The organism is Bradyrhizobium sp. SZCCHNRI3052 (genome assembly GCF_032484895.1).
Lineage (GTDB): Bacteria > Pseudomonadota > Alphaproteobacteria > Rhizobiales > Xanthobacteraceae > Bradyrhizobium.
Window position 1 is genome coordinate 52,086 of the sequence record NZ_JAUETW010000007.1, and the last position, 20,861, is coordinate 72,946.

At 66.8% G+C, this 20,861-nt stretch carries 21 protein-coding genes and 1 pseudogene; 12 read left to right on the forward strand and 10 right to left on the reverse strand.

Features of this window, described 5'->3' with window-relative positions; all coding sequences use genetic code 11:
* The first annotated feature begins 35 nt into the window (after positions 1–35).
* Positions 36–368, forward strand: a complete 333-nt coding sequence (clpS, locus tag QW887_RS19725) for an ATP-dependent Clp protease adapter ClpS (protein ID WP_008960690.1) — start codon at positions 36–38, stop codon at positions 366–368.
* A gap of 409 nt (positions 369–777) precedes the next feature.
* Positions 778–3,165, forward strand: a complete 2,388-nt coding sequence (gene clpA, locus QW887_RS19730) for an ATP-dependent Clp protease ATP-binding subunit ClpA (protein WP_315718374.1) — start codon at positions 778–780, stop codon at positions 3,163–3,165.
* 87 nt (positions 3,166–3,252) lie between these two features.
* On the opposite strand, the gene QW887_RS19735 is transcribed toward clpA, so the two are convergent.
* The 5 genes from QW887_RS19735 to bla form a co-directional block, all read right to left on the reverse strand.
* Positions 3,253–4,014, reverse strand: coding sequence for a sulfite exporter TauE/SafE family protein (locus QW887_RS19735; protein ID WP_315827299.1), 762 nt, complete (start codon positions 4,012–4,014; stop codon positions 3,253–3,255).
* 5 nt (positions 4,015–4,019) lie between these two features.
* Positions 4,020–5,447 carry an MFS transporter gene (locus QW887_RS19740; protein WP_315753020.1) on the reverse strand — a complete coding sequence of 476 codons (1,428 nt, stop codon included), beginning with the start codon at positions 5,445–5,447 and terminating at the stop codon, positions 4,020–4,022.
* A gap of 99 nt (positions 5,448–5,546) precedes the next feature.
* Entirely contained in the window at positions 5,547–5,873 is a 327-nt protein-coding gene (locus QW887_RS19745) for a cytochrome c (protein WP_316171449.1), read from the reverse strand.
* A gap of 41 nt (positions 5,874–5,914) precedes the next feature.
* Entirely contained in the window at positions 5,915–6,076 is a 162-nt protein-coding gene (locus tag QW887_RS19750; RefSeq protein WP_315718376.1) for a hypothetical protein, read from the reverse strand.
* Positions 6,077–6,217: 141 nt separating this feature from the next.
* Entirely contained in the window at positions 6,218–7,117 is a 900-nt protein-coding gene (gene bla / locus QW887_RS19755) for a class A beta-lactamase (RefSeq protein ID WP_316188508.1), read from the reverse strand.
* A 94-nt stretch (positions 7,118–7,211) separates the two neighbouring features.
* On the opposite strand from bla, the gene QW887_RS19760 reads away from it, so the two are divergent.
* The gene (locus QW887_RS19760; protein ID WP_315718404.1) at positions 7,212–8,096 is read left to right on the forward strand and encodes a LysR family transcriptional regulator; all 885 of its coding nucleotides are present in this window, start codon (positions 7,212–7,214) and stop codon (positions 8,094–8,096) included.
* Positions 8,097–8,174: 78 nt separating this feature from the next.
* Here the strand turns inward: QW887_RS19760 and QW887_RS19765 are convergent, their stop codons facing one another.
* Positions 8,175–9,131, reverse strand: coding sequence for a helix-turn-helix domain-containing protein (locus tag QW887_RS19765; RefSeq protein WP_316175141.1), 957 nt, complete (start codon positions 9,129–9,131; stop codon positions 8,175–8,177).
* 193 nt (positions 9,132–9,324) lie between these two features.
* On the opposite strand from QW887_RS19765, the gene QW887_RS19770 reads away from it, so the two are divergent.
* Entirely contained in the window at positions 9,325–10,341 is a 1,017-nt protein-coding gene (locus QW887_RS19770) for a carbon-nitrogen hydrolase family protein (protein ID WP_316175143.1), read from the forward strand.
* A gap of 15 nt (positions 10,342–10,356) precedes the next feature.
* Here the strand turns inward: QW887_RS19770 and QW887_RS19775 are convergent, their stop codons facing one another.
* The gene (locus QW887_RS19775) at positions 10,357–10,818 is read right to left on the reverse strand and encodes a PEGA domain-containing protein (RefSeq protein WP_315718380.1); all 462 of its coding nucleotides are present in this window, start codon (positions 10,816–10,818) and stop codon (positions 10,357–10,359) included.
* 114 nt (positions 10,819–10,932) lie between these two features.
* Positions 10,933–11,868 carry a glycine reductase gene (locus QW887_RS19780; RefSeq protein ID WP_315827271.1) on the reverse strand — a complete coding sequence of 312 codons (936 nt, stop codon included), beginning with the start codon at positions 11,866–11,868 and terminating at the stop codon, positions 10,933–10,935.
* A 192-nt stretch (positions 11,869–12,060) separates the two neighbouring features.
* Here QW887_RS19780 and QW887_RS19785 point away from each other — a divergent pair, with 192 nt between their 5' ends.
* The 8 genes and pseudogenes from QW887_RS19785 (at position 12,061) to nadC (ending at position 19,159) form a co-directional block, all read left to right on the forward strand.
* Entirely contained in the window at positions 12,061–13,026 is a 966-nt protein-coding gene (locus tag QW887_RS19785; RefSeq protein ID WP_410052227.1) for a transglycosylase SLT domain-containing protein, read from the forward strand.
* Between the two features lie 121 nt (positions 13,027–13,147).
* Positions 13,148–13,832: pseudogene (locus QW887_RS19790) on the forward strand (AzlC family ABC transporter permease).
* Complete coding sequence (locus tag QW887_RS19795; protein WP_315718383.1) at positions 13,829–14,173, forward strand: AzlD domain-containing protein; 345 nt, start codon at positions 13,829–13,831, stop codon at positions 14,171–14,173. The pseudogene QW887_RS19790 and the gene QW887_RS19795 overlap by 4 nt, the downstream one beginning before the upstream one ends.
* 78 nt (positions 14,174–14,251) lie before the next feature.
* Complete coding sequence (gene tsaA / locus QW887_RS19800) at positions 14,252–14,734, forward strand: tRNA (N6-threonylcarbamoyladenosine(37)-N6)-methyltransferase TrmO (RefSeq protein ID WP_316194847.1); 483 nt, start codon at positions 14,252–14,254, stop codon at positions 14,732–14,734.
* A gap of 15 nt (positions 14,735–14,749) precedes the next feature.
* Positions 14,750–15,709 (forward strand): NrtR DNA-binding winged helix domain-containing protein, encoded by a 960-nt coding sequence (locus tag QW887_RS19805; RefSeq protein ID WP_316194848.1) that lies wholly within the window; start codon positions 14,750–14,752, stop codon positions 15,707–15,709.
* A 68-nt stretch (positions 15,710–15,777) separates the two neighbouring features.
* A complete protein-coding gene (gene nadA, locus QW887_RS19810) occupies positions 15,778–16,764 on the forward strand; it encodes a quinolinate synthase NadA (protein WP_316194849.1) in 987 nt (328 codons plus the stop codon).
* Positions 16,761–18,314 carry an L-aspartate oxidase gene (locus tag QW887_RS19815; RefSeq protein WP_316194850.1) on the forward strand — a complete coding sequence of 518 codons (1,554 nt, stop codon included), beginning with the start codon at positions 16,761–16,763 and terminating at the stop codon, positions 18,312–18,314. Before nadA ends, QW887_RS19815 begins: the two co-directional genes overlap by 4 nt.
* On the forward strand, positions 18,311–19,159 hold the full coding sequence (gene nadC, locus QW887_RS19820; protein ID WP_316194851.1) for a carboxylating nicotinate-nucleotide diphosphorylase: 849 nt from the start codon (positions 18,311–18,313) through the stop codon (positions 19,157–19,159). The genes QW887_RS19815 and nadC overlap by 4 nt, the downstream gene beginning before the upstream one ends.
* Here the strand turns inward: nadC and QW887_RS19825 are convergent, their stop codons facing one another.
* Together QW887_RS19825 and QW887_RS19830 are read right to left on the reverse strand one after the other, a co-directional pair.
* Positions 19,160–19,585, reverse strand: coding sequence for an HIT family protein (locus tag QW887_RS19825; RefSeq protein WP_315752984.1), 426 nt, complete (start codon positions 19,583–19,585; stop codon positions 19,160–19,162).
* Between the two features lie 60 nt (positions 19,586–19,645).
* Positions 19,646–20,854 carry a GNAT family N-acetyltransferase gene (locus QW887_RS19830; protein ID WP_316194852.1) on the reverse strand — a complete coding sequence of 403 codons (1,209 nt, stop codon included), beginning with the start codon at positions 20,852–20,854 and terminating at the stop codon, positions 19,646–19,648.
* Positions 20,855–20,861 lie beyond the last annotated feature (7 nt).

Below are 20,861 nucleotides of genomic sequence, written 5' to 3' on the forward strand. Positions count from 1 at the left end.
AGCCAACTTCCAGATTGAACCGATCCGCGCCCAGGATGAGCAATAACGACAACAAGTCCGGTGGCACCGGTGGCCCGGTCACGTCCGTGATCACCAAGGTCAAGCCGAAGACCAAGCGCCCCAACCTCTACCGCGTCCTGATCCTGAACGACGATTACACGCCGATGGAATTCGTCGTTCACGTCCTGGAGAAGTTCTTCAACAAGGACGTCGAGGCCGCGACCAAGATCATGCTCCACGTGCATCATCACGGCATCGGGGAGTGCGGCGTCTTCACCTACGAGATCGCCGAGACCAAGGTGACGCAGGTGATGGACTTCGCCCGCAAGCACCAGCACCCGTTGCAGTGTGTGATGGAGAAGAAATAGCCGGCTCCCTCCGCGAAGGGGGCCGCCGACGCGCGCATCTGCAAGCCAGGGGCGGGGGCTGGGGCGCTGCGCGATTGATCACCGCGAATCGGCATCGGACGAAGGGCATCGAAAGCCGCAAATTGCTGCAGACGAGGTCAGCGCAATCCGGGCAGGTTTCACTTCTCGTCCGAAGAATTACGGCCGCTCTGGTCCTTATCTCTCCCCGCTCGGCGGCGTGCGCCGTTCGGTTGTCGCCGCCGGATTTGCCGCAATCGGAACGGGTTTTGCATTGACGATCCGGTGAACCCGTAATCGAGCGGCTCGGCCGGTCTTTTGTCGCACTCGGTTATAACTATATTTGACGAAGGTTGTTGTTGCCTGACCGGGCGGCGGCGATCATGATGGCAAGGGGCCACAGAGGACGCGCATGCCGACTTTTTCTCAAAGCCTTGAACAATCCCTGCATCGTGCGCTGGCGATCGCCAACGAGCGTCATCATCAATACGCGACACTGGAACACCTCCTTCTGTCCTTGATCGATGACTCCGATGCAGCGGCCGTGATGCGCGCATGCAGCGTCGACCTCGACAAGCTGCGCGGCAGTCTCGTGAACTACCTCGAAACCGAGTTCGAAAATCTGGTCACGGACGGCAGCGACGACGCCAAGCCGACCGCAGGTTTCCAGCGCGTGATCCAGCGCGCCGTGATCCACGTTCAGTCGTCGGGCCGCGAAGAGGTCACCGGCGCCAACGTGCTGATCGCGATCTTCGCCGAGCGTGAGAGCCACGCCGCGTACTTCCTGCAGGAGCAGGACATGACGCGTTACGATGCCGTGAACTACATCAGCCACGGCATCGCCAAGCGCCCTGGTGTCTCCGAAGCGCGCCCGGTTCGCGGCGTCGACGAGGAGACCGAAGCCAAGGGCAACGAGGACTCCAAGAAAAAGGGCGAGGCGCTGGAAACCTATTGCGTCAATCTCAACAAGAAGGCGCGTGACGGCAAGATCGATCCGGTGATCGGCCGAAACTCCGAGATCAACCGCGCCATCCAGGTGCTGTGCCGGCGCCAGAAGAACAACCCGCTGTTCGTCGGCGAAGCCGGCGTCGGCAAGACGGCGATCGCCGAGGGCCTCGCCAAGCGCATCGTCGACAGCGAGGTTCCGGAGGTGCTGTCGGCCGCGACCGTGTTCTCGCTCGACATGGGCACCTTGCTCGCGGGCACGCGCTATCGCGGCGACTTCGAGGAGCGCCTGAAGCAGGTGCTCAAGGAACTCGAGGCGCATCCTAACGCGATCCTGTTCATCGACGAGATCCACACCGTGATCGGTGCCGGTGCGACGTCGGGCGGCGCGATGGATGCGTCCAACCTGCTCAAGCCGGCGCTGGCCTCGGGCTCGATCCGCTGCATGGGCTCGACGACCTACAAGGAGTATCGCCAGCATTTCGAGAAGGACCGCGCGCTGGTGCGCCGGTTCCAGAAGATCGACGTCAACGAGCCGTCGGTCGAGGATGCGATCGCGATCCTGAAGGGGCTGAAGCCGTACTTCGAGGACTATCACCGGCTGAAATACACCAACGAGGCCATCGAGGCCGCGGTGCAGTTGTCGTCGCGCTACATCCATGACCGCAAGCTGCCGGACAAGGCGATCGACGTGATCGACGAATCCGGCGCGGCGCAGATGCTGCTGGCCGAGAACAAGCGCAAGAAGACGATCGGCATCAAGGAGATCGAGACCACGATCGCCACGATGGCGCGGATTCCGCCGAAGAGCGTGTCGAAGGACGATGCCGAGGTGCTCAAGCATCTCGAGCAGACCCTCAAGCGCGTGGTGTTCGGCCAGGACAAGGCGATCGATTCGCTGTCGGCCTCGATCAAGCTGGCCCGTGCCGGCCTGCGCGAGCCGGAGAAGCCGATCGGCTGCTATCTGTTCTCGGGTCCGACCGGCGTCGGCAAGACCGAGGTCGCCAAGCAGCTCGCCTCGACCCTGGGCGTCGAGCTGCTGCGCTTCGACATGTCGGAGTACATGGAGCGGCACACGGTGTCGCGCCTGATCGGCGCGCCTCCTGGCTATGTCGGCTTCGACCAGGGCGGCCTCCTGACCGATGGCGTCGACCAGCATCCGCACTGCGTGGTGCTGCTGGACGAGATCGAGAAGGCGCATCCGGACCTGTACAATGTGCTGTTGCAGATCATGGATCACGGCCGGCTCACCGACCACAACGGCAAGCAGGTCAACTTCCGCAACGTGATCCTGATCATGACCACGAATGCGGGCGCGGCCGACATGGCCAAGCAGGCGTTCGGCTTCCATCGCTCGAAGCGGGAAGGTGACGACCACGAGGCGATCAACAGGCAGTTCGCGCCGGAATTCCGCAATCGGCTCGACTCCATCGTCTCGTTCGCGCACCTCAACGTCGAGGTGATCGGAATGGTCGTCGAGAAGTTCGTGCTGCAGCTCGAGGCCCAGCTCGCCGACCGCGACGTCACGATCGAGCTGTCGGAACCGGCCAAGGCCTGGCTGATCCAGCACGGCTATGACGAGCAGATGGGCGCGCGGCCGATGGGTCGTGTGATCCAGGAGCACATCAAGAAGCCGCTGGCCGACGAGGTGCTGTTCGGCAAGCTGAAGGGCGGCGGTCACGTCCGTGTCGTTCTCGTCAAGGACGAATCCGGCGTCGAGGAGAAGATCGGCTTCGAGTTCGTCGAGGGCCCGGTCACGCCGAAGTCCGAAGTTCCGGCCGCGCGCAAGCGCAAGCCGAAGTCCGGCGGCGGCTCGAAGGGGCCGGCGCCGAAGGGACCGCTGGTCAAGGCGTAGGCCTGACGCTACGAGATGACTACGAAAGGCCGGCCATCGCGCCGGCCTTTTTCGTTTGACGCGAGGTTCTTTGATGCGACGTCCGGCTCAGGCCGGCTTGACGAAGAAATACACCGTCAGGCCGCAGCCGACGGCAATGATGAAGCGGCGCACATGGGCCGGCGGGATGATCTGGCCAAGCCGCGCGCCGACGAAGCCGCCGACCATGGCAGCGCCCATCATCGTCAGCGTCTCCAGCCAATGCACGCGGCCTGAGAACGCAAAGATGGCGGAGGCCGTCATATTCATGAGCGCAGCGAGCAGCACCTTCATGCCGTTCATGGCGCGAATGTCGCGCATGCCGTAGAACACCAGGGCCGCCAGCATCAGGATGCCGATGCCGCCGCCGAAGTAGCCGCCATAGATCGCGATCACGAACTGCACCGCCTGGATGGTCCGCGGCCCGAACCAGCGCGCGCCATCCTTGGGCGTAAAGCGCATGCCGAATGCAAACACGATCGTGGCGAACAGCAACAGCCAGGGCACCAGCCGGCTGAAGGCGGCCGACGGTGTGACCAAGAGCAGCACGGCGCCGAGCGTGCCACCGAGCAGGCTGATGATCGACAGCCGCACGAGGTCGTGGCGCCAGGGCGCCTTTGCGTCGTTCAAGATCTCACGGGAGGCCCAAGCGCTGACGAACTGGCCGGGGCAGAGCGCGACGGTGCTGGAAGCGTTGGCGTCAATCGCGGGAATGCCGGCGGCAAGCAGCGTCGGGAAGGTCAGGAACGCGCCGCCGCCGGCCAGCGCATTGACGATGCCCGAGCCGAAGGCGGCGAGGGCGAGCAGGGCCAGCATCGTCCAGTCCGTCATCGCTGTCACGACTCGCCCTTCAGCCGCTGGCCGTCCTGGACGCGGACGCGCTCGGCGCCGCGCGCGCCGGCCGGCGACAGCCTGAGCATGCTCAGGAACGCGCCGACCAGCGCGAAACCGACCCCGGTCAAGAGCGACAGCCGCGTGCCGTCGGTCGCGTCGATCGCGAGGAACATCGCGACCAGGGCGGCGCCCGTGGTCTGGCCGAGCAGGCGCGCCGTGCCGAGCATGCCGCTGGCGCCGCCGGCGCGCTCGCGTGGCGCAGCGGCGATCATGGTGCGGTTGTTCGGCGTCTGGAACAGGCCGAAGCCGCAGCCGGCCAGCGCCATGCGCCAGACGACATCCCATGCCGACGGCTCGCGCGGCAGCAGGCCGAGCGCACCGAGCCCGCATGCGAAGATCACGAGACCGATGCCACCGAGCAGCCCGGCCGGCACGCGCTCGACCAGCCGCCCCGCAATCGGCGCCGTCAGGCCGACCGCGATCGGCCACGGCGTGATCAGCAGGCCCATCTGCACCGGCGAATAGCCGAAATGGCTTTCGAGATAGAAGGGGATCGCGACGAAGGCGAGCATCTGGCCGCAGAACGACGAGATCGAGGTCGCGATCGACAGGGCGAACACCGGAATGCGCAGCAGGTCGACCGGCAGCAGCGGCGAGGCCATGTGGGTCTGGCGCCAGACCAGCCACACGCCGGCCGTGACGGCGACGACGAACTCGATCGCGCAGGTCACCAGCGCCTCGCCATGGCCGAGGCTGTCCACGGCGGCGATCAGGAAGCCGAAGGCGACCGCGCTCAGCGCCGCGCTCTGCCAATCGAACATGTGCGGCGCGCGCGGCGTATGCGGCAGGAAGCGGAAGCCGAAGACGAAGGTGACGATGCCGAGCGGCACGTTGATCGCGAACAGCCACGGCCAGCTACCGACGGCGAGGATGCCGGCGGCGATGGTCGGACCGAGCGCGGCGGAGACCGCGACCACCATCGCATTGATGCCGATGCCGCGGCCGAGCAGAGCGTGCGGATAGGTGAAACGCACCAGCGCCGAGTTGACGCTGAGGATGCCGGCGGCGCCAAAGCCCTGCAGGATGCGCGCGAGCGTCAGCAGCAGCAGGCTGTCGGCCAGCGCACAGAAGGCGGAGGCAGCCGTGAACAGCACGAGGCCGGCGAGATAGACCCGCCGATAGCCGATGATCTCGCCGAGCGAGGCCAGTGGCAGCAGCGAGATCGTCACCGCGAGCTGATAGCCGTTGACGATCCAGATCGAAAAAGCAGGACTCGCATGGAGGTCGCGGGCGATCGTCGGCAGCGCCACATTGGCGATGGCGCCGTCGATCACGGCCAGCACGATGCCGAGGGCGATCGTCACGATCGCCCAGGTGCGCTGCGGCAGCGGCAGTCCGTCGGCGTGCAGACCCGTGGTCGTCGGCGTCATCATGCGGGCTCCGGTCGCAGCCGGGCCGCGGACAATGAACGGGAACGGGCAACCGGGCCGTACAAGTCCCGTTTCACGCCAGCGGAGCGCGCCGGCGCGTCACCGCCGTTTGGGGCGGACCTGGATCGCCTTGAGGTAATTGACCGCGGCCTCCGCCTCGGCGCGATCGAACTGGAAGCTCGGCATGTCCTTGTGAATGGTCGACAGGCCGGCCTGCAGCCGCTGGGCGAAATCCTCGTCGTAGAGCTTGCTGTCACCGAAGGTCCTGAACGGGGGCGCGTCGGGGTGCCGGCTGGCGCCTGTGAGACCTACCGCATGGCATCGGCTGCAAAGGCTTTGCAAGAGCGCTTTTCCACGCTTCTGCTCGCTGTCCAGCGCATGGCTGGCGGTCGACGCGAACGCCAGCAGCAGGCAGGCGGACCCCATTCGTCGTCTCATGAACTCGTTCTCGCGTGTCTTGCGCCCGGCTACCAGCGGCCCTCGGCCTTGCTATAGGCATATAGGGCGATCAGCCCGATCGTCACCAGGGTCGAGCCGATCAGGACGATCCGGTCCCAGCGCAGCTGTGTCTCGTCGTCCCGCTGCAAGGTCAGCAGGGAGAACAGGGCCTTCATGGCAAAGCGGCGCATCGGATCGATCCCGGCAGCGGCCGCACATTCCGATGACGTGGGCCGGCCGCAGCTTAGCCTGCCCAATCGTTGCGCCGCCATGGCGAACATCTTGGGTCTGATGTCCGGCTTCCGGAGGGGCTCGGAAGCCGGATGCTGGAACTACCCAGCCTGTCCCATCACGACGTCTGCAACCGCCCGCGCGACTTTCGCGATCGTTGCGTTGCGATCCTCGGGAGACGCCTGTGAACCAGTCAGATAGGCCGTGACCAGAACCGGTTTGCGGCCCGGGGGCCAGAGAATGCCGATGTCGTTGGTCGTGCCGCGGTCCCCAGCGCCCGTCTTGTCGGCGACGCGCCAGTCACGCGGCACACCGGCGCGAAGCCGAGTGTCGCCGGTCTTGTTGGCGATCATCCAGTCCGTCAATCGCTGGCGCATATTCGTCGACAAGACCTCGCCAAGGAGCACGCGGCGCAGGTTCTGTAGCATGGCGGCCGGACTGGTCGTGTCGCGAGGGTCGTCGGCCAGCGCCTCGTTGAGCTCAATTTCCCAGCGGTCCAGGCGGCTGATCTCGTCGCCGATCGATCGGGCAAAACGCGTCAAACCCGCAGGACCGCCGATCTGCCGCAACAGGAGATTTCCCGCGGTGTTGTCGCTCTGGGTGAGCGCAGCTTCGCAGAGCTCGGCGAGTGTCATGCCGCGGCCGACGTGCTCCTTGGTCACCGGCGAATATGTTACGAGATCCTTCGCCTCGAACGGGACGCGCGTGTCGAGATGCAGTTCGCCGGCGTCGGCGCGCTTCAGGACAGCCGCGGAAGCCAGACACTTGAACGTGCTGCACATCGGAAAGCGCTCGGCCGAGCGCAGGCCCGCCTCGAACCCGCTTTCGGAGTCGAGGACGGCGATGCCGAGCCGTCCGAGGCTCTCGCGCTCGATGCGGGCGAGTTCCCCTTCCAGATGCGCCCTTCGGTCGGCCGCCGCCTTCGCCGCAGGTGATGGCAGCCCGCTCGCCGCAGCCGCCATCCCGAGGATTCCAAAACCCAGATGCCGTCTCGTCAGCATGTTCATTCTCCAGTGACTGCGCGAACCTGCCGAACGAGGTGACGACTGACAAACGATCATTTATTCGTCGAGCCATGAGCAGAACTTGGTCATCATGCCCATCCGCAGCCATCTCCCTTTGAACGCCTTGCGGGCCTTCGAAGCATCCGCCCGGCATCTGAGCTTCACCAAGGCAGGCTTGGAGCTCAGGGTCACGCAGACCGCGATCAGTCACCAGGTGAAACAGCTCGAGCAGATGTTGGGCGCTCACCTGTTCCGGCGCCTGCCGCGTGGCCTCACGTTGACTGACGAAGCCCTGGCTCTGTTTCCCGTCCTCAACGATGCGTTCAGTCGCATCAGCGGCGCGATCGATCGCATCGAAGCGAAGGGAACCCGCGAGGTCGTGACCGTCGGCTGTGTCGGCACCTTTGCAACGGGATGGCTGTTGCAACGCCTCGACGGTTTTCGAGATGCGCACCCCCATATCGACCTGCGCCTCCTCACCAACAACAACCGCATCGATATCGCCGGAGACGGGCTCGACATCGCGCTTCGCTTCGGCGACGGATCCTGGCACGGCACTGAGGCCATCCATCTGATGTCTGCCCCGCTGTCGCCCGTCTGTCATCCCGATGTCGCGAGTCGTCTGCGCGCGCCGTCGGACCTCGCGGGCGAAAATCTCCTGCGGTCGTATCGCGCCGAGGAATGGCCATTATGGTTTGCAGTCGCGGGCGCTCCATGCCCGATGATCCAGGGGCCGATCTTCGACAGCTCCGTCGCGATGGCCGAAGCGGCCGCGCGCGGCGTCGGCGTTGGCCTGGTTCCGATCGCCATGTTCAACTGCGAGCTCGAGACGGGTCGGCTGGTCCGGCCGTTTGCGGCTGGGGTCGCCGCCGGTTCTTATTGGCTGACCTGGTTGAAGTCGAAAGAACCGACGTCCGGCATGCTTGCCTTTCGTGACTGGCTGGTCGACGCCTTGCGCGCCGATCCGCCGCGCTGACGGCAGGGCGCCACCGCGCACAAGCCGAGGGCGCGAACAGCGCCACGAGGCGCGTGAGGCGGGCGCGTTGCGGCCAGCTCAGCGCTTTACGGCGCTGCGCCGCCACTCGCGTGGCGACAGGCCGAACTGCTCGCGGAACACGCGGCCGAAATGCGAGAGGTCATTGAAGCCCCAGCAAAACGCGATCTCGCTGATCTGACGATGCGCCAGCATCGGCGAGCCGAGATCGCGCCGGCACTGCTTGAGCCGCTCGGCCAGCACGAAGCGTTGGAACGACGTCTCCTCGTCCGAGAACAGATCATTGACGTAGCGCGTCGATAGCCCGAGCTCGCGTGCGATCTCCGGCAGTGAGAGGCCGGCGTCGGATAGTCGGGTGCGGATGTGCGCCTTGATCCGATAGAGCAGCGTTGCGCGATGGCTCGAGGCGGGCAGGGGTTGTGCGCGCAGCCGCTCGGCCAAGGTCATGGCGAGCAGGTCGGCGGCCTGGTTGGCCAGAGGTTCGGCATGCTCGGGGCCGATGTGCTCGGCGCGTTCGCAGAGCCTGACGATGAACTCATGGGCAAGGGGCTGGAGCGGGCTGTCGGGGCCGAAGCTGATCGCCGTCACGGTCTCCGTCGGGCCGATCCGGCGCTGCAGCATCTCGCGCGGGAGCTTGAACACGATCTGCTTGAACGCGGCGTCGAACTGCAGCTCATACGGGCGGGTCGTGTCGTAGATCGCGAACTCGCCGGGCCGGATCACGGTGTCGCGGCCATCCTGGACGACGCCGCCGATTCCCTCACGTCCGAATGCGACGAGAACGAAGTCGGCATCCGCCCGGGAGATCCGCTGCGAGGTCCGGTGCACGCGCTGCCGGTCCGAGGCAACCTCGGAGCAGACAGCCCGTCCCAACGCGGTGTGGGTCACCGAGCCGCGAAACGCGCTGCCGAGATCGGACGTACAGTCGAGCCCGACATAGACGTCGCAGACGATGTCCTGCCACCGCGCCAGCCGGCGGTGGTCCGGGCTTCCGTCGGTGGTGAACAGGATCGGCATCGCTCCGTCTCCCCCTGCACCTGTGCCGGCTTGATCTGTGGCAATGCAGCAAATTCCGGGCCCGGCCGGGGTCTTCGCCTCGGCCGTAGTCGAATTTTCGTTCCGTGGGAGACGAGCGCGAAAGCCGGCTGGCGTCAATAGTTGGCCCGGTCGCGGCGCCACCGCCGCGCACGGGCATCAGGGAGCAGCAGCGATGGGACTGGCACATCCGAAATACAAGGTGGCGGTGGTGCAGGCGGCGCCGGCCTGGCTCGACCTGGACGCCTCGATCAAGAAGACCATCGCCCTGATCGAGGACGCGGCCGACAAGGGCGCCAAGCTGATCGCGTTTCCGGAGGTCTTCATCCCCGGCTATCCCTGGCACATCTGGATGGACTCGCCGGCCTGGTGCATCGGCCGTGGCTTCGTGCAGCGCTATTTCGACAATTCGCTGGCCTACGACAGCCCGCAGGCCGAGGCGCTGCGGGCTGTCGTGCGCAAGGCCAGGCTCACGGCCGTGCTGGGACTGTCCGAGCGCGACGGCGGCAGCCTGTACATCGCGCAATGGCTGATCGGCCCGGACGGCGAGACCATCGCCAGGCGCCGCAAGCTGCGGCCGACCCATGCTGAGCGCACCGTCTATGGCGAGGGCGACGGCAGCGATCTCGCCGTGCACGACCGGCCTGACATCGGCCGGATCGGTGCGCTGTGCTGCTGGGAGCATCTGCAGCCGCTGTCGAAATACGCGATGTACGCGCAGAACGAGCAGGTGCATGTCGCGGCGTGGCCGAGCTTCTCGCTGTACGATCCGTTCGCGCCGGCGCTCGGCGCCGAGGTCAACAACGCCGCCTCGCGCGTCTATGCGGTCGAGGGCTCGTGCTTCGTGCTGGCGCCGTGCGCCACCGTCTCGCAGGCGATGATCGACGAACTGTGTGACCGGCCCGACAAGCACGCGCTGCTGCATGTCGGCGGCGGCCACGCCGCGATCTTTGGTCCGGACGGCTCTTCGCTCGCCGAGAAGCTGCCGCCGGAGCAGGAAGGCCTGCTGATCGCCGAGATCGATTTGGGCATGATCGGCATCGCCAAGAATGCCGCCGATCCGGCGGGACACTATTCGCGCCCCGACGTCACCCGGCTGCTGCTCAACAAGAAGCCGCTCAACCGGGTCGAGCAGTTTGCGTTGCCGGTCGACACGGTCACTCCCGGCGAGGCGCCATCGGCGGCTGGCTGACAGGCTTGGCGGGCGCTAGGTCCCGGCCTCCGGTTGTGCCGGCGGCGGGGCCGACCGCCGCGGCGGCCGCTGCGGACGGCCTGCCGGCGCCGCCATGCGCGGCTGCAAGGTGACGATCACCGGGTTCGGCTTGTGGTCGGTCGCCGCGCCCGTCGCTGCGTCCACACCCATGCCGATCAGGCCGCCCGCCAGGATGTTGCCGGCGAAGCCGGCCGCGCCGGTCGCCGGGATGTCCTTGGTCAACGGGATGATCTGGGTCTCGTAGCCCGGTTTTTCGATGGTGACGGAGATGTCGGCATTGCGTTTGGCGACGAACGAGCAGGGCGTCGTGCAGGTCATCGGCGCTTCGAGACCGGCGATCGTGGCTTCGGCCCCGGACGGCGTCGACGCGACACTGATCGTCTCGGTTGTACCCCGCGTTACGGACGCGCAGCCTCCCAGCGCGGCGCACAGCGCCACCAACGCTACAACTCTCATTTGGTACTGCCCCCTTCAAACCCGGGGGAACTCAAGCGCAACTGGAGCGGGACGGCAAGCGCAATCAGCATTATCCGAAGAAATTCCCGGGCGAGTTTCGCGCGAGTGTGGCTTTCACACCTGCTTTCCACGAACCTGCCGCGCGATCGCCTTCTGCGCATCGAACTCGGCGCGCCGCCGCGCCAGCTCGTCCGGCGCGAGCATGGCCGGATTGCTGTAGTCGCGCTTCCAGCCGTGATCGTCGCTCCAGTGCAAAGGCGATTGCACGGTCGTGCGTGCGGCTGGTGAACTCTCGAGGACACGCAAAGCCAACTCGAGCGTGAAGGCCTGCGAGGCCGCGTCGTGCGGCTTGCCGGCGGAATTGCCCAGCGGAAAATCCGAGAACAGGAAGCGCGGCGCGGCGGCGTGCTCGACGATGTCCTTGGCGCAGCCCATGACGACGGTTGCGACGCCGTTCGCTTCGAGATGCCGTGCCACCAGGCTCACGGTCTGGTGGCACACCGGACAGTTCGGCACCAGCACGACGGCGTCGATCTCGTCGGCGCGGCAGCGCGCGAGAATCTCCGGCGCATCGGTCTCGATCGTGACGCGGTGGCTGCGATTGGTCGGCGCGCCGAAGAAGCGCGGTCCGACCGCGCCGATGCGGCCTTCACCTGCCAGCCTTAGGAGCTGTGGCAGCGGAAACCAGGTGCCGGAATCCTCGGCCGAGGTGTGCGCGCGATCATAGGCGATGTGGGAAATGCGCAGGTCGTGCTGCGCCGACGTGTCGCCGTCATAGACGGCGTAGAACTTGGCGCCGCCATTATAGGGCGCGCCGGGGCCTTGATCGCCTTTGGCGGGATCGAAAGGCGCGGCCGTGGTGACGACGGTGACGCGCGACTGCGCGAGCGGCTTGCGCAAGGGATGGAACGGCGCCGACGTGTAGTGAGCCCAGCGATAGGGCGTGTCATAGCCGATCGCGAGATAGTAGTCGCGCGTGCGCGCCATGTAGGACAATGGCGCATCGCTTTCGGGCGCGAAGCCGAGTCTGTCGTCGGTCGGTGCGGTCATCCGTCGCGCTCCCTGCGGCACTCGGGGATTGCTAGCCGGCTCGTTCGCTGTGTCAAGGCGCCGCGCGGTGGAACCCCGCATGGTCCTGGGCTTTGTCTGTCGGCAGAATTCAACCATTGCACCGCGCTCACGATGCTTTCCATGGTTTCGGTTGCTCGCATTGCCTGTCTCGGCCTTGCCTTGATGCTGACCATGCCCTTGTCCGGCGTGGCGGCGGAGCAGGCCTCCGACCGTGACGCTGCCGTGCCGGCTGATCCGAAGGACGGCGCCCGGCAGGATTCGCCGCAGGAGGCTGCCAAGCCGGCAGACGCTGCGGCAGAGGGCTCGGAGAACAAGTCCGAGGAGCCCAAGGAGAGCGGTACGCGCGAGGCGATCTGCCTGATGATCGAATCCGCAGCCAAGGCGAATGATCTGCCGCTCGAATTCTTCGCTCGCGTGATCTGGCAGGAGAGCCGCTTCCAGAGCGATGCAGTCGGGCCGGTCACGCGCAACGGCCAGCGCGCGCAGGGAATCGCGCAGTTCATGCCGGGCACGGCGAACGAGCGCCAGTTGCTCGATCCGTTCGATCCGGTTCAGGCGCTGCCGAAGTCGGCGCAGTTCCTGGCCGAGCTGCGCGACCAGTTCGGCAATCTCGGGCTCGCGGCGGCGGCCTACAATGCGGGGCCGCGCCGGGTGCAGGACTGGCTCGCCGGCAAGGGGCAGATGCCCTGGGAGACCCGCAACTACGTCTCGGCCATCACGGGAGCCACGATCGATGAGTGGGCGGCCGCCGGTAACGGCGGCAAGACGCTGCCAAGCCCGCCGCCGACCTCGTGTCGTCAGCTGATGGCGATGTTGAAGCGCGCGCCGAATCCGTTCGTCACGGAGCTCGAGCAGCATGTGGCGCTGTCGGCCGCGAAACCCTGGGGCGTCCAACTGGCTGCAGGCTTCGACCGCAACAAGGCGCTCGCGATGTATTCGCGGGCGATCAAGGGGCTTGGCCCGGTCATCGGCGACCGCGACCCGAGCCTGCTGTCGTCGGTGATGCGCTCGCGCGGCAACCGCGCCTTCTACCAGGTGCGGATCGGCGCCGAGACACGGGCCGAGGCCGACGCGCTCTGCAGTCGGATCCGCGAGGCCGGCGGTGCCTGCTTCGTGCTGCGCAATCGCTCCGGATAGAGCTGCCTCAGCGCTGCGTGTGGGGGATGGCTGCGCCGGACGCAGACCCGCGCGCGCCTGATGGCGGTTGACGCGAGCGGCTTTCACCAGCCTTATCGCGGTTCGTTCCGCTGGGCCGCCCGTGACACTTCCTCCGCTCGATTCGCCGCAATGGCATGGTTCACTGCGCGCCTTCGGCTGGGGGCTGCGCGCGACGTCAGCGACCATCCTGTCACTGGTGCTGTTCGTCACCTTCATCGGCATCGGCGCGCTCGCCCACGATACCCGTTTCAGCATGCTCTGGGCGATCCTGAGCACGGTGCTGGTTTGGGCCGGTCCAGCGCAGATCATCCTGGTCTCCACGCTCGGCTCCGGCCAGACCATTCTGCAATCTGCGATCGCGGTCACGATGAGCGCGATCCGGCTGTTTCCGATGGTGGTGGCGGTGCTGCCGCTGATCCGCTCGCCGCAGACCAAGCGGCGGCACCTGGTGCTGATCGCGCATTTCACCGCCGTGACCCTGTGGGTCGAATGCTATCGCTTCCTGCCGCATGTGCCGCGCGAGCGCCGCATCGCCTTCTCTCGCCGCCAATCTGTCGCAGACCTTCGGCGCCGCGGTGCTCTTGCTGACGCCGCTGGCCTTCCTGTTCTCGACCCTGCGCAACGCCAGGGAGCTTGCCGACGTGCTCGCGCTCGGTCTCGGCCTCGTGCTGTATCCTCTGGCCGCCCAGCTCGACAGCGGCGTCGACATCCTGGTCAGCGGCGTCGTCGCCGGAACGCTCGCGTTCGGCGCGCACAAATGGCGCGAGCGGCGGGGGCTGGCATGAGCGACTTCATCGGCGATTGGCATGCGCTCGTGGTGCTGCTGGTGGCGGGCGTGATCCCCAACCAGATCTGGCGCCTGCTCGGACTTTGGTTCGGCAGCGGGCTCGACGAGGGCTCGGACCTGCTGATGTGGGTCAAGGCGGTCGCGACCGCCATCTTGGCGGGGGTCATCGCCCAGATCCTGGTGCAGCCGCCGGGCGCGCTCGCCAGCGTGCCTTGGGGGCTGCGCTACGGTGCCGTCGTTGCCGGCCTTGCGGCCTTCATGGCGAGCCGCCGCTCGATCTTTGCCGGTGTCGTCTGCGGCGAAGCCGCGATGCTGGCCGGCAAATGGTGGCTCGGCTGAGTTGCGCGATCTTGCGCGACCGCAATTGCGGTGAGCCGAGGTTCGGATAGATTGCCGGGAGGATCCAAGGACTCCGCAATGACCACTGATTCCGATCTCCGTCCGGGAGAAGTTGCCATCGACGCGCCACAGCCGCGCGACGCCACGCTGTATTTCATCGGCCGCATCCGCACACCCTGGACCTCGCGGCTCGAGACGCCGCGGCAGGGCAGCTTCGAGGGGCCGGTGTGCCGGCTCGAGATCTTCGAGCCCTGGGTGCCGGCGCTGCAGGGCATCGACGCCTTCAGCCACCTCCAGGTGCTGTACTGGCTCAACCGGGCCCGCCGTGATCTCGTCAAGCAGAGCCCGCGCCATCATGACGGCGAGACCCGGGGCACCTTCGCGCTGCGCTCGCCGGTGCGTCCCAATCCGATCGGCGTGTCGACGGTCCGCTTCGTCGCGTTGGAAGGCAACACCGTGCTGGTGCGCGGTCTCGACTGCCTCGACGAGACGCCGCTGATCGACCTGAAGCCGGATCATTGCGCGTTCACGCCGGCGGCGAAGGGTGAGGATGACAAATAGGACCGACGGATCCGGATGTCGAAGGTGAACAAGCGGCCGCAGAAAACGGTGACGGCTCAGGATGCGATCACGGCGGACCTCGTCGCCGTGCTGGTGGCGGTGACCGACGGGCACCCGAAGATCATGACGATCGAGCATGCTGCGGCGCTGCCGAGCGGACCGTTTCAGTTCGCGCACCGCTCACTGCAGATGGGGCTGCGCGCCTGGGTCGAGGCGCAGACCGGCCATCCGCTCGGCTATGTCGAGCAGCTCTACACCTTCGCCGACCGCGGTCGCGGCGGCGATCCCGACGCGCCGCACCGCATCTCCATCAGCTATCTCGGTCTGACCCGCGAGGAGGAGGGGCGTGAGGGCGCGGATGCGCAATGGTCGTCGTGGTACGACTACTTCCCGTGGGAGGATCATCGCGACGGACCGCCGACGATCCTGGCCAAGATCATCGCGCCGAAGCTGAAGGCCTGGGCGCGAGCCGCCGACGAGCCGGCGCTGCAAAAGACGAGATGGCAGCGCGCCGCAATCACCTTCGGTCTCGATGGCCGCGAGTGGAACGAGGAGCTGACGCTGCAGCGCTATGAGCTGCTGTATGAGGCGGCGATGATCCCTGAGAGCGTGCGCGAGAAGGGGGCCAGCCAGCCGATGCTGCCCGGGCGCGCCATGATCGGTGATCACCGTCGGATTCTCGCCACCGGCATTGCCCGCCTGCGCGCCAAGATCAAATACCGGCCGGTCGTGTTCGAGTTGATGCCGGAAGAATTTACACTGCTGCAATTGCAGCGCAGCGTCGAGGCTCTCGCCGGCCGGCTCGTGCACAAGCAGAACTTCCGCCGCCTCATCGAGCAGCAGGAACTGGTTGAAGAGACAGGCGCAATTGCTGCCGACACGATTGGCCGGCCGGCCAAGCTGTTCCGCTTCCGGCAGGGCGTGCTGGCCGAGCGGGCGGTGGTCGGAACCAAGCTGCCGCTCTCGCGATCTTGATCTCCCGCTCTTGACACAGCTTATGCTCAGGATAAGTATAAGCCATCTTATGCTCACGGAGAGTATAAATGGTCGATCTTGTCCTGCCCGCCGTCGCGCCGAATGCATCGCTTGCTGAGCGTCTGAGCCGGGTGATCCCGCCGCCGGAATGGGCTGTCTTCGAGGACGATGTCGAAGCCATTCTGGCGCTGAAGCGCCGGCGCAATGCCGTGGTGCTGGCGCACAACTATCAGACGCCCGAAATCTATCACGGCGTCGCCGACATCGTCGGCGACAGCCTGCTGCTGGCGCGCGAAGCGACCAAGGTCGATGCCGAGGTGATCGTGCTCGCCGGCGTCCACTTCATGGCCGAGACCGCCAAGCTGCTCAATCCCGACAAGACGGTGTTGATCCCCGACGTAGAGGCGGGCTGCTCATTGGCGGAGTCGATCACCGCCGACGACGTGCGGCTGATGCGCGTGCGCCACCCGGGCGTGCCCGTGGTCGCCTATGTCAACACGTCGGTGGCGGTGAAGGCCGAGTCCGACGTCTGCTGCACCTCCGGCAACGCGCGCGCGGTGGTCGAGTCGCTCGGTGTCGATCACGTCATCATGCTGCCGGATGAATATCTCGCGCGGAACGTCGCCGCACAGACGAAGGTCAGGATCACGGCTTGGAAAGGGCATTGCGAGGTGCATGAGCGCTTCAGCGCCGAGGACGTCCGCACGCTGCGCGACAACCATCCTGGTGTCACCGTGCTCGCGCATCCGGAATGTCCTCCAGAGGTCGTGGCGGAGGCGGACTTCGCCGGCTCCACCGCGGCGATGTCGGACTTCGTCGGAGCAAGAAGGCCGGCCCGCGTGGTGCTGCTGACGGAATGTTCGATGAGCGACAATGTCGCCGTGCTCCATCCCGACATCGAGTTCATCCGCCCCTGCAATCTGTGCCCGCACATGAAGCGGATCACCCTGAAGAACATCCGCCATGCGCTCGAGACCAACACGCACGAGGTCACGATCGATCCCGCGATGGCCGAGCGCGCGCGGCGCGCAGTGGAAAGGATGCTGGCATCATGAGCATCGATGTTTCGAAGTTGATCGGCCGTCCCGTGATCATCGGCGGCGGTGCCGCGGGTCTGATGACGGCGCTGCAGCTTGCGCCCGAGCCGGTCGTGCTGTTGTCGAAGTCGCCGCTCGGCGCGGAGGCGTCGAGCATGTGGGCGCAGGGTGGCCTCGCCGCGGCGGTTGGCGATGACGATGATCCGGGGCTGCATCTGAAGGACACGCTCGCCGCCGGAGCCGGATTGTGCGACGAGCCCGCCGCGCGCCGCATCATCGATGCGGCGCCGGCCGCGGTCGAGCGCCTCGCGCAGCTTGGCGTTGCGTTCGACCGAGGTGCGGATGGACGTTGGCGTCTGGGCCTGGAGGCCGCACACAGCCGCAACCGGATCGTGCATGCGACGGGCGACGGCACGGGACGCGAGATCATGCGCGCGCTGATCGCGGCTGTCAGGCGTTGTGCTTCGGTGACCTTGCTCGAAGGCGTCGAGGCGCGCTGGCTGATCGTCAATGACAACGCGATCCAGGGCGTGGCTGCGGCGCGCGGCGATGAGGCTCTGATCCTCGCCACGACGCGCGTCGTGATCGCAACCGGCGGCATCGGCGGCCTGTTCCTCGACAGCACCAATCCGGCCGGCTGTTTCGGCCAGGGCCTCGCGCTGGCGGCGCGGGCCGGGGCCGTGCTGTCCGATCTCGAATTCGTGCAGTTTCACCCCACCGCGTTCGACGGACCGTCGCGGCCGCTGCCGCTGCTCACCGAGGCGATCCGCGGCGATGGCGCTGTCCTGATCGACGACACCGGTACGCGCTTCATGGCCGACGAGCCCGGCGCTGAGCTGGCGCCGCGCGACGTGGTGGCGCGGGCGGTATGGCGCAGCCGTGCGCAAGGCCACCGCGTGTTCCTCGATGCGCGCGACAAGCCGGGCAAGGATTTCGCCGCGCGCTATCCCGTGATCAGCGCGTTCTGCCGCATGGCGGGCATCGACCCCGCGCGCGATCCGATCCCCGTGCGGCCGGCCGTGCACTATCATATGGGCGGCATCGCTGTTGACACGTTGGGACGCAGCACGGTCGAGGGCTTGTGGGCCTGTGGCGAGGCCAGCCGCACCGGCCTGCACGGCGCCAACAGGCTCGCCAGCAACTCGCTGATGGAAGCGATCGTCTGCGCGCAATGGGTGGCCGAAAGCGTGGCCGGCGCGCCGCAGCGTGCGGGCAAGCCGTGCGCGGTGGCTGCCATTCCGCCGGCGTCCGATCCGTCGGCCGCACGGCCGCTGCTGTCGCATGCGCTGGGCGTGATGCGCGAGCGTCGCACGATCGCGGCTGCCGTCAGCAGCCTGCTTCCGCTGGCAGAGCAGGCCGGGCCCATGGCTGACCCGGCGCTGGTCGGCCTGATGCTTGCGGTCGCGGCCCATGCGCGGGAGGAGAGCCGCGGCGCGCATTTCCGCAGCGATCGTCCGGGCACGCTGCCCGTCGCGCAGCCATCCAGCCTCACTCTGCCCGAGGCGATCGCGGTTGCCCGCGACATTGTCGACGCCGAGCAGACGCCGTCCAGGAGCGCAGTGCCATGAGTCTCAATCCTCTCTCGCCCTTGCTCTACGAGCCGCTGGTGCGCATGGCGCTGCTCGAGGATCTCGGCCGCGCCGGCGACATCACCACCGATGCCATCGTCCCCGCCGAGCAGCGCGCCTCGCTGAAGCTGCGGGCGCGCCAGCACGGCGTGATCGCAGGCCTCGATGTCGCGCGCTGCGCCTTCCAGGTCGTCTCGCCGGACGTGCGCATGGAGATCGTGCGGCCCGACGGCAGCCCCGTGGCGCCGGGAGACGCGATCGCGACCATCAGCGGCCCGGCACGGGCGCTCCTGACCGGCGAGCGCGTGGCGCTCAACTTCCTCTGCCGCTTGAGCGGGGTCGCCAGCGCGACGGCGTCCCTGGTATCGGCGGTGAAGGGGACGAAGGCGCAGATCGTCTGCACCCGCAAGACCACGCCGGGCCTGCGCGCGCTGGAGAAATATGCGGTGCGCGCGGGTGGCGGCGGCAATCACCGGTTCGGGCTCGATGACGCCGTCCTGATCAAGGACAACCACATCGCCATTGCCGGCGGCATCAAGGCTGCCATCACGCGCGCAAAGGCCCATGCCGGCCATCTCGTCAAGATCGAGGTCGAGGTCGACACTCTGGCTCAGCTCGAGCAGGCGCTGACGCTGGGCGTCGATGCGGTGCTGCTCGACAACATGACGCCGGCGGAGCTCGAAACCGCGGTCGGCATGATCAGCGGCAAGGCCATCTCCGAAGCCTCGGGCCGGATCACCGTGGAGACCGCGCCCGCGATCGCCGCGGCCGGCGTCGACCTGATCTCGGTCGGCTGGATCACGCATTCGTCGGCCGCGCTCGACATCGGGCTCGACGAGGCCTGATCAGCCCTTCAGCGCCGCAATCAGCTTGGCGGCGTTCTCCTCCAGCACCTTCGGATCTTCCTTGCGGCTCGCCGGCGGCAGCAGGGAATCGCCGTTGCGGCGAGGCATGATGTGGACGTGCAGGTGGAACACCATCTGGCCGCCGGCATGCTCGTTGAACTGCTGCACCGTGATGCCGTCGGCGGCGAACGCGGTCTTGGCGGCGCGGGCGATGGTGCGCACGGCACGGCCGACGTGGAGATAGTCCTCCTCGGTGATGTCGAGGATGTTGCGTGCGGCGGCCTTCGGGATCACCAGGGTGTGGCCGGGCACGCGCGGCATGATGTCGAGGAACGCCAGCACGTGGTCGTTCTCATAGACCTTGGTGCAGGGGAATTCGCCGCGCAGGATCTTCGCGAACGGATTGTTGGGATCGTAGGCGGTCATGGGCAGTCCCTTAAGCGGTTCCTCTTGGTGCGCCTTACTCTCACCGGCGCGTGTCGCCGGTCAAGACGGCTCGTCCATGCCTTTCCGGAACGGGGCGGATTCGGCGAGCTCGCGGCCGGCTTCCTCGACATAGGCGCGCTCGCGCTTGAGATAGTCGTCAATGGCCCGGCGCAGGCCGCGGTCGGCGATGTAGTGCGCGGAGTAGGTGGTCTGCGGCAGGTAGCCGCGCGCGATCTTGTGCTCGCCCTGAGCGCCAGCTTCGACGACTTGGAGCTTGTGCTGGATCGCAAAGTCGATCGCCTGGTAGTAGCAGACCTCGAAATGCAGGAACGGGTGGTGCTCGATGGCGCCCCAGTTGCGCCCGAACAGCGTGTCCGAGCCGATGAAGTTGATCGCGCCGGCGATCCAGCGGCTCTCGCGCTTGGCCATGACCAGCAGCACGTCGTCGGCCATGCTCTCGCCGATCAGCGAGAAGAACTTGCGGTTGAGATACGGCCGGCCCCACTTGCGTGAGCCGGTCTCCATGTAGAATTCGAAGAATGCGTCCCAGGCGTCCTCGGTGATGTCCTTGCCGGTCAGCCAATGGATGGTGATGCCGGCGGCCAATGCGTCGCGCCGCTCGCGCTTGATCGCCTTGCGGTGGCGCGAATTCATCGTCGCCAGGAAATCGTCGAAGGTGGAAAAACCCTGATTGTGCCAATGGAACTGCTGGTCGGTGCGTTGCAGGAAGCCCTGCGCGGCGAGCAGCTGCCATTCGGCCTGCCGGGCGAAGGTGACGTGGACCGAGGACGCCTCGCTGATCCCGCACAGCGCCTTCAGTCCCTGGGCGAGGGCATTGCCGATCATGTCCCGGTCCTGGTCGGCGCGGATCAGCAGCCGCGGCCCTGTGGCCGGCGTGAACGGCACCGAGACCTGCAGCTTCGGATAGTAGCGCCCGCCGGCCCGCTCATAGGCATCGGCCCAGCCGCGGTCGAAGACATATTCGCCCTGCGAGTGGGACTTGAGGTAGCACGGCACGACGCCGAGGACCTCGTCACCCATCTTCGCCACCAGATGGCGCGGCGCCCAGCCGGTGCGCAGGGTGGCCGAGCCCGAGGCTTCGAGCGCCGAGAAAAACGCGTGTGAGATGAACGGATTGTAGGCGCGGCCGCAGGCGGAAGATGAGCCGGGACTGACGCGGCCCTCGGGATTGGCACAGGCGTCCCATGCTGCGGCCGGGACCTCGTTGATCCCGGGAACGGCTTCGAGCGTGATCTCAGGCGATGCCATCGAATCC

Bases quoted from the DNA above. Each gene is read 5' to 3' on its own strand.
- QW887_RS19775 (WP_315718380.1), bottom strand. From the start codon at position 10,818: ATGAGAGTTGTAGCGTTGGTGGCGCTGTGCGCCGCGCTGGGAGGCTGC.
- QW887_RS19765 (WP_316175141.1), bottom strand. From the start codon at position 9,131: ATGCCGATCCTGTTCACCACCGACGGAAGCCCGGACCACCGCCGGCTG.
- clpS (WP_008960690.1), top strand. From the start codon at position 36: ATGAGCAATAACGACAACAAGTCCGGTGGCACCGGTGGCCCGGTCACG.
- QW887_RS19750 (WP_315718376.1), bottom strand. From the start codon at position 6,076: ATGCGCCGCTTTGCCATGAAGGCCCTGTTCTCCCTGCTGACCTTGCAG.
- QW887_RS19735 (WP_315827299.1), bottom strand. From the start codon at position 4,014: ATGACGGACTGGACGATGCTGGCCCTGCTCGCCCTCGCCGCCTTCGGC.
- QW887_RS19785 (WP_410052227.1), top strand. From the start codon at position 12,061: ATGCCCTTGTCCGGCGTGGCGGCGGAGCAGGCCTCCGACCGTGACGCT.
- bla (WP_316188508.1), bottom strand. From the start codon at position 7,117: ATGCTGACGAGACGGCATCTGGGTTTTGGAATCCTCGGGATGGCGGCT.
- QW887_RS19815 (WP_316194850.1), top strand. From the start codon at position 16,761: ATGAGCATCGATGTTTCGAAGTTGATCGGCCGTCCCGTGATCATCGGC.
- QW887_RS19795 (WP_315718383.1), top strand. From the start codon at position 13,829: ATGAGCGACTTCATCGGCGATTGGCATGCGCTCGTGGTGCTGCTGGTG.
- QW887_RS19740 (WP_315753020.1), bottom strand. From the start codon at position 5,447: ATGACGCCGACGACCACGGGTCTGCACGCCGACGGACTGCCGCTGCCG.
- nadA (WP_316194849.1), top strand. From the start codon at position 15,778: ATGGTCGATCTTGTCCTGCCCGCCGTCGCGCCGAATGCATCGCTTGCT.
- QW887_RS19825 (WP_315752984.1), bottom strand. From the start codon at position 19,585: ATGACCGCCTACGATCCCAACAATCCGTTCGCGAAGATCCTGCGCGGC.
- QW887_RS19745 (WP_316171449.1), bottom strand. From the start codon at position 5,873: ATGGGGTCCGCCTGCCTGCTGCTGGCGTTCGCGTCGACCGCCAGCCAT.
- QW887_RS19760 (WP_315718404.1), top strand. From the start codon at position 7,212: ATGCCCATCCGCAGCCATCTCCCTTTGAACGCCTTGCGGGCCTTCGAA.
- tsaA (WP_316194847.1), top strand. From the start codon at position 14,252: ATGACCACTGATTCCGATCTCCGTCCGGGAGAAGTTGCCATCGACGCG.
- QW887_RS19805 (WP_316194848.1), top strand. From the start codon at position 14,750: ATGTCGAAGGTGAACAAGCGGCCGCAGAAAACGGTGACGGCTCAGGAT.
- nadC (WP_316194851.1), top strand. From the start codon at position 18,311: ATGAGTCTCAATCCTCTCTCGCCCTTGCTCTACGAGCCGCTGGTGCGC.
- QW887_RS19780 (WP_315827271.1), bottom strand. From the start codon at position 11,868: ATGACCGCACCGACCGACGACAGACTCGGCTTCGCGCCCGAAAGCGAT.
- QW887_RS19770 (WP_316175143.1), top strand. From the start codon at position 9,325: ATGGGACTGGCACATCCGAAATACAAGGTGGCGGTGGTGCAGGCGGCG.
- clpA (WP_315718374.1), top strand. From the start codon at position 778: ATGCCGACTTTTTCTCAAAGCCTTGAACAATCCCTGCATCGTGCGCTG.
- QW887_RS19830 (WP_316194852.1), bottom strand. From the start codon at position 20,854: ATGGCATCGCCTGAGATCACGCTCGAAGCCGTTCCCGGGATCAACGAG.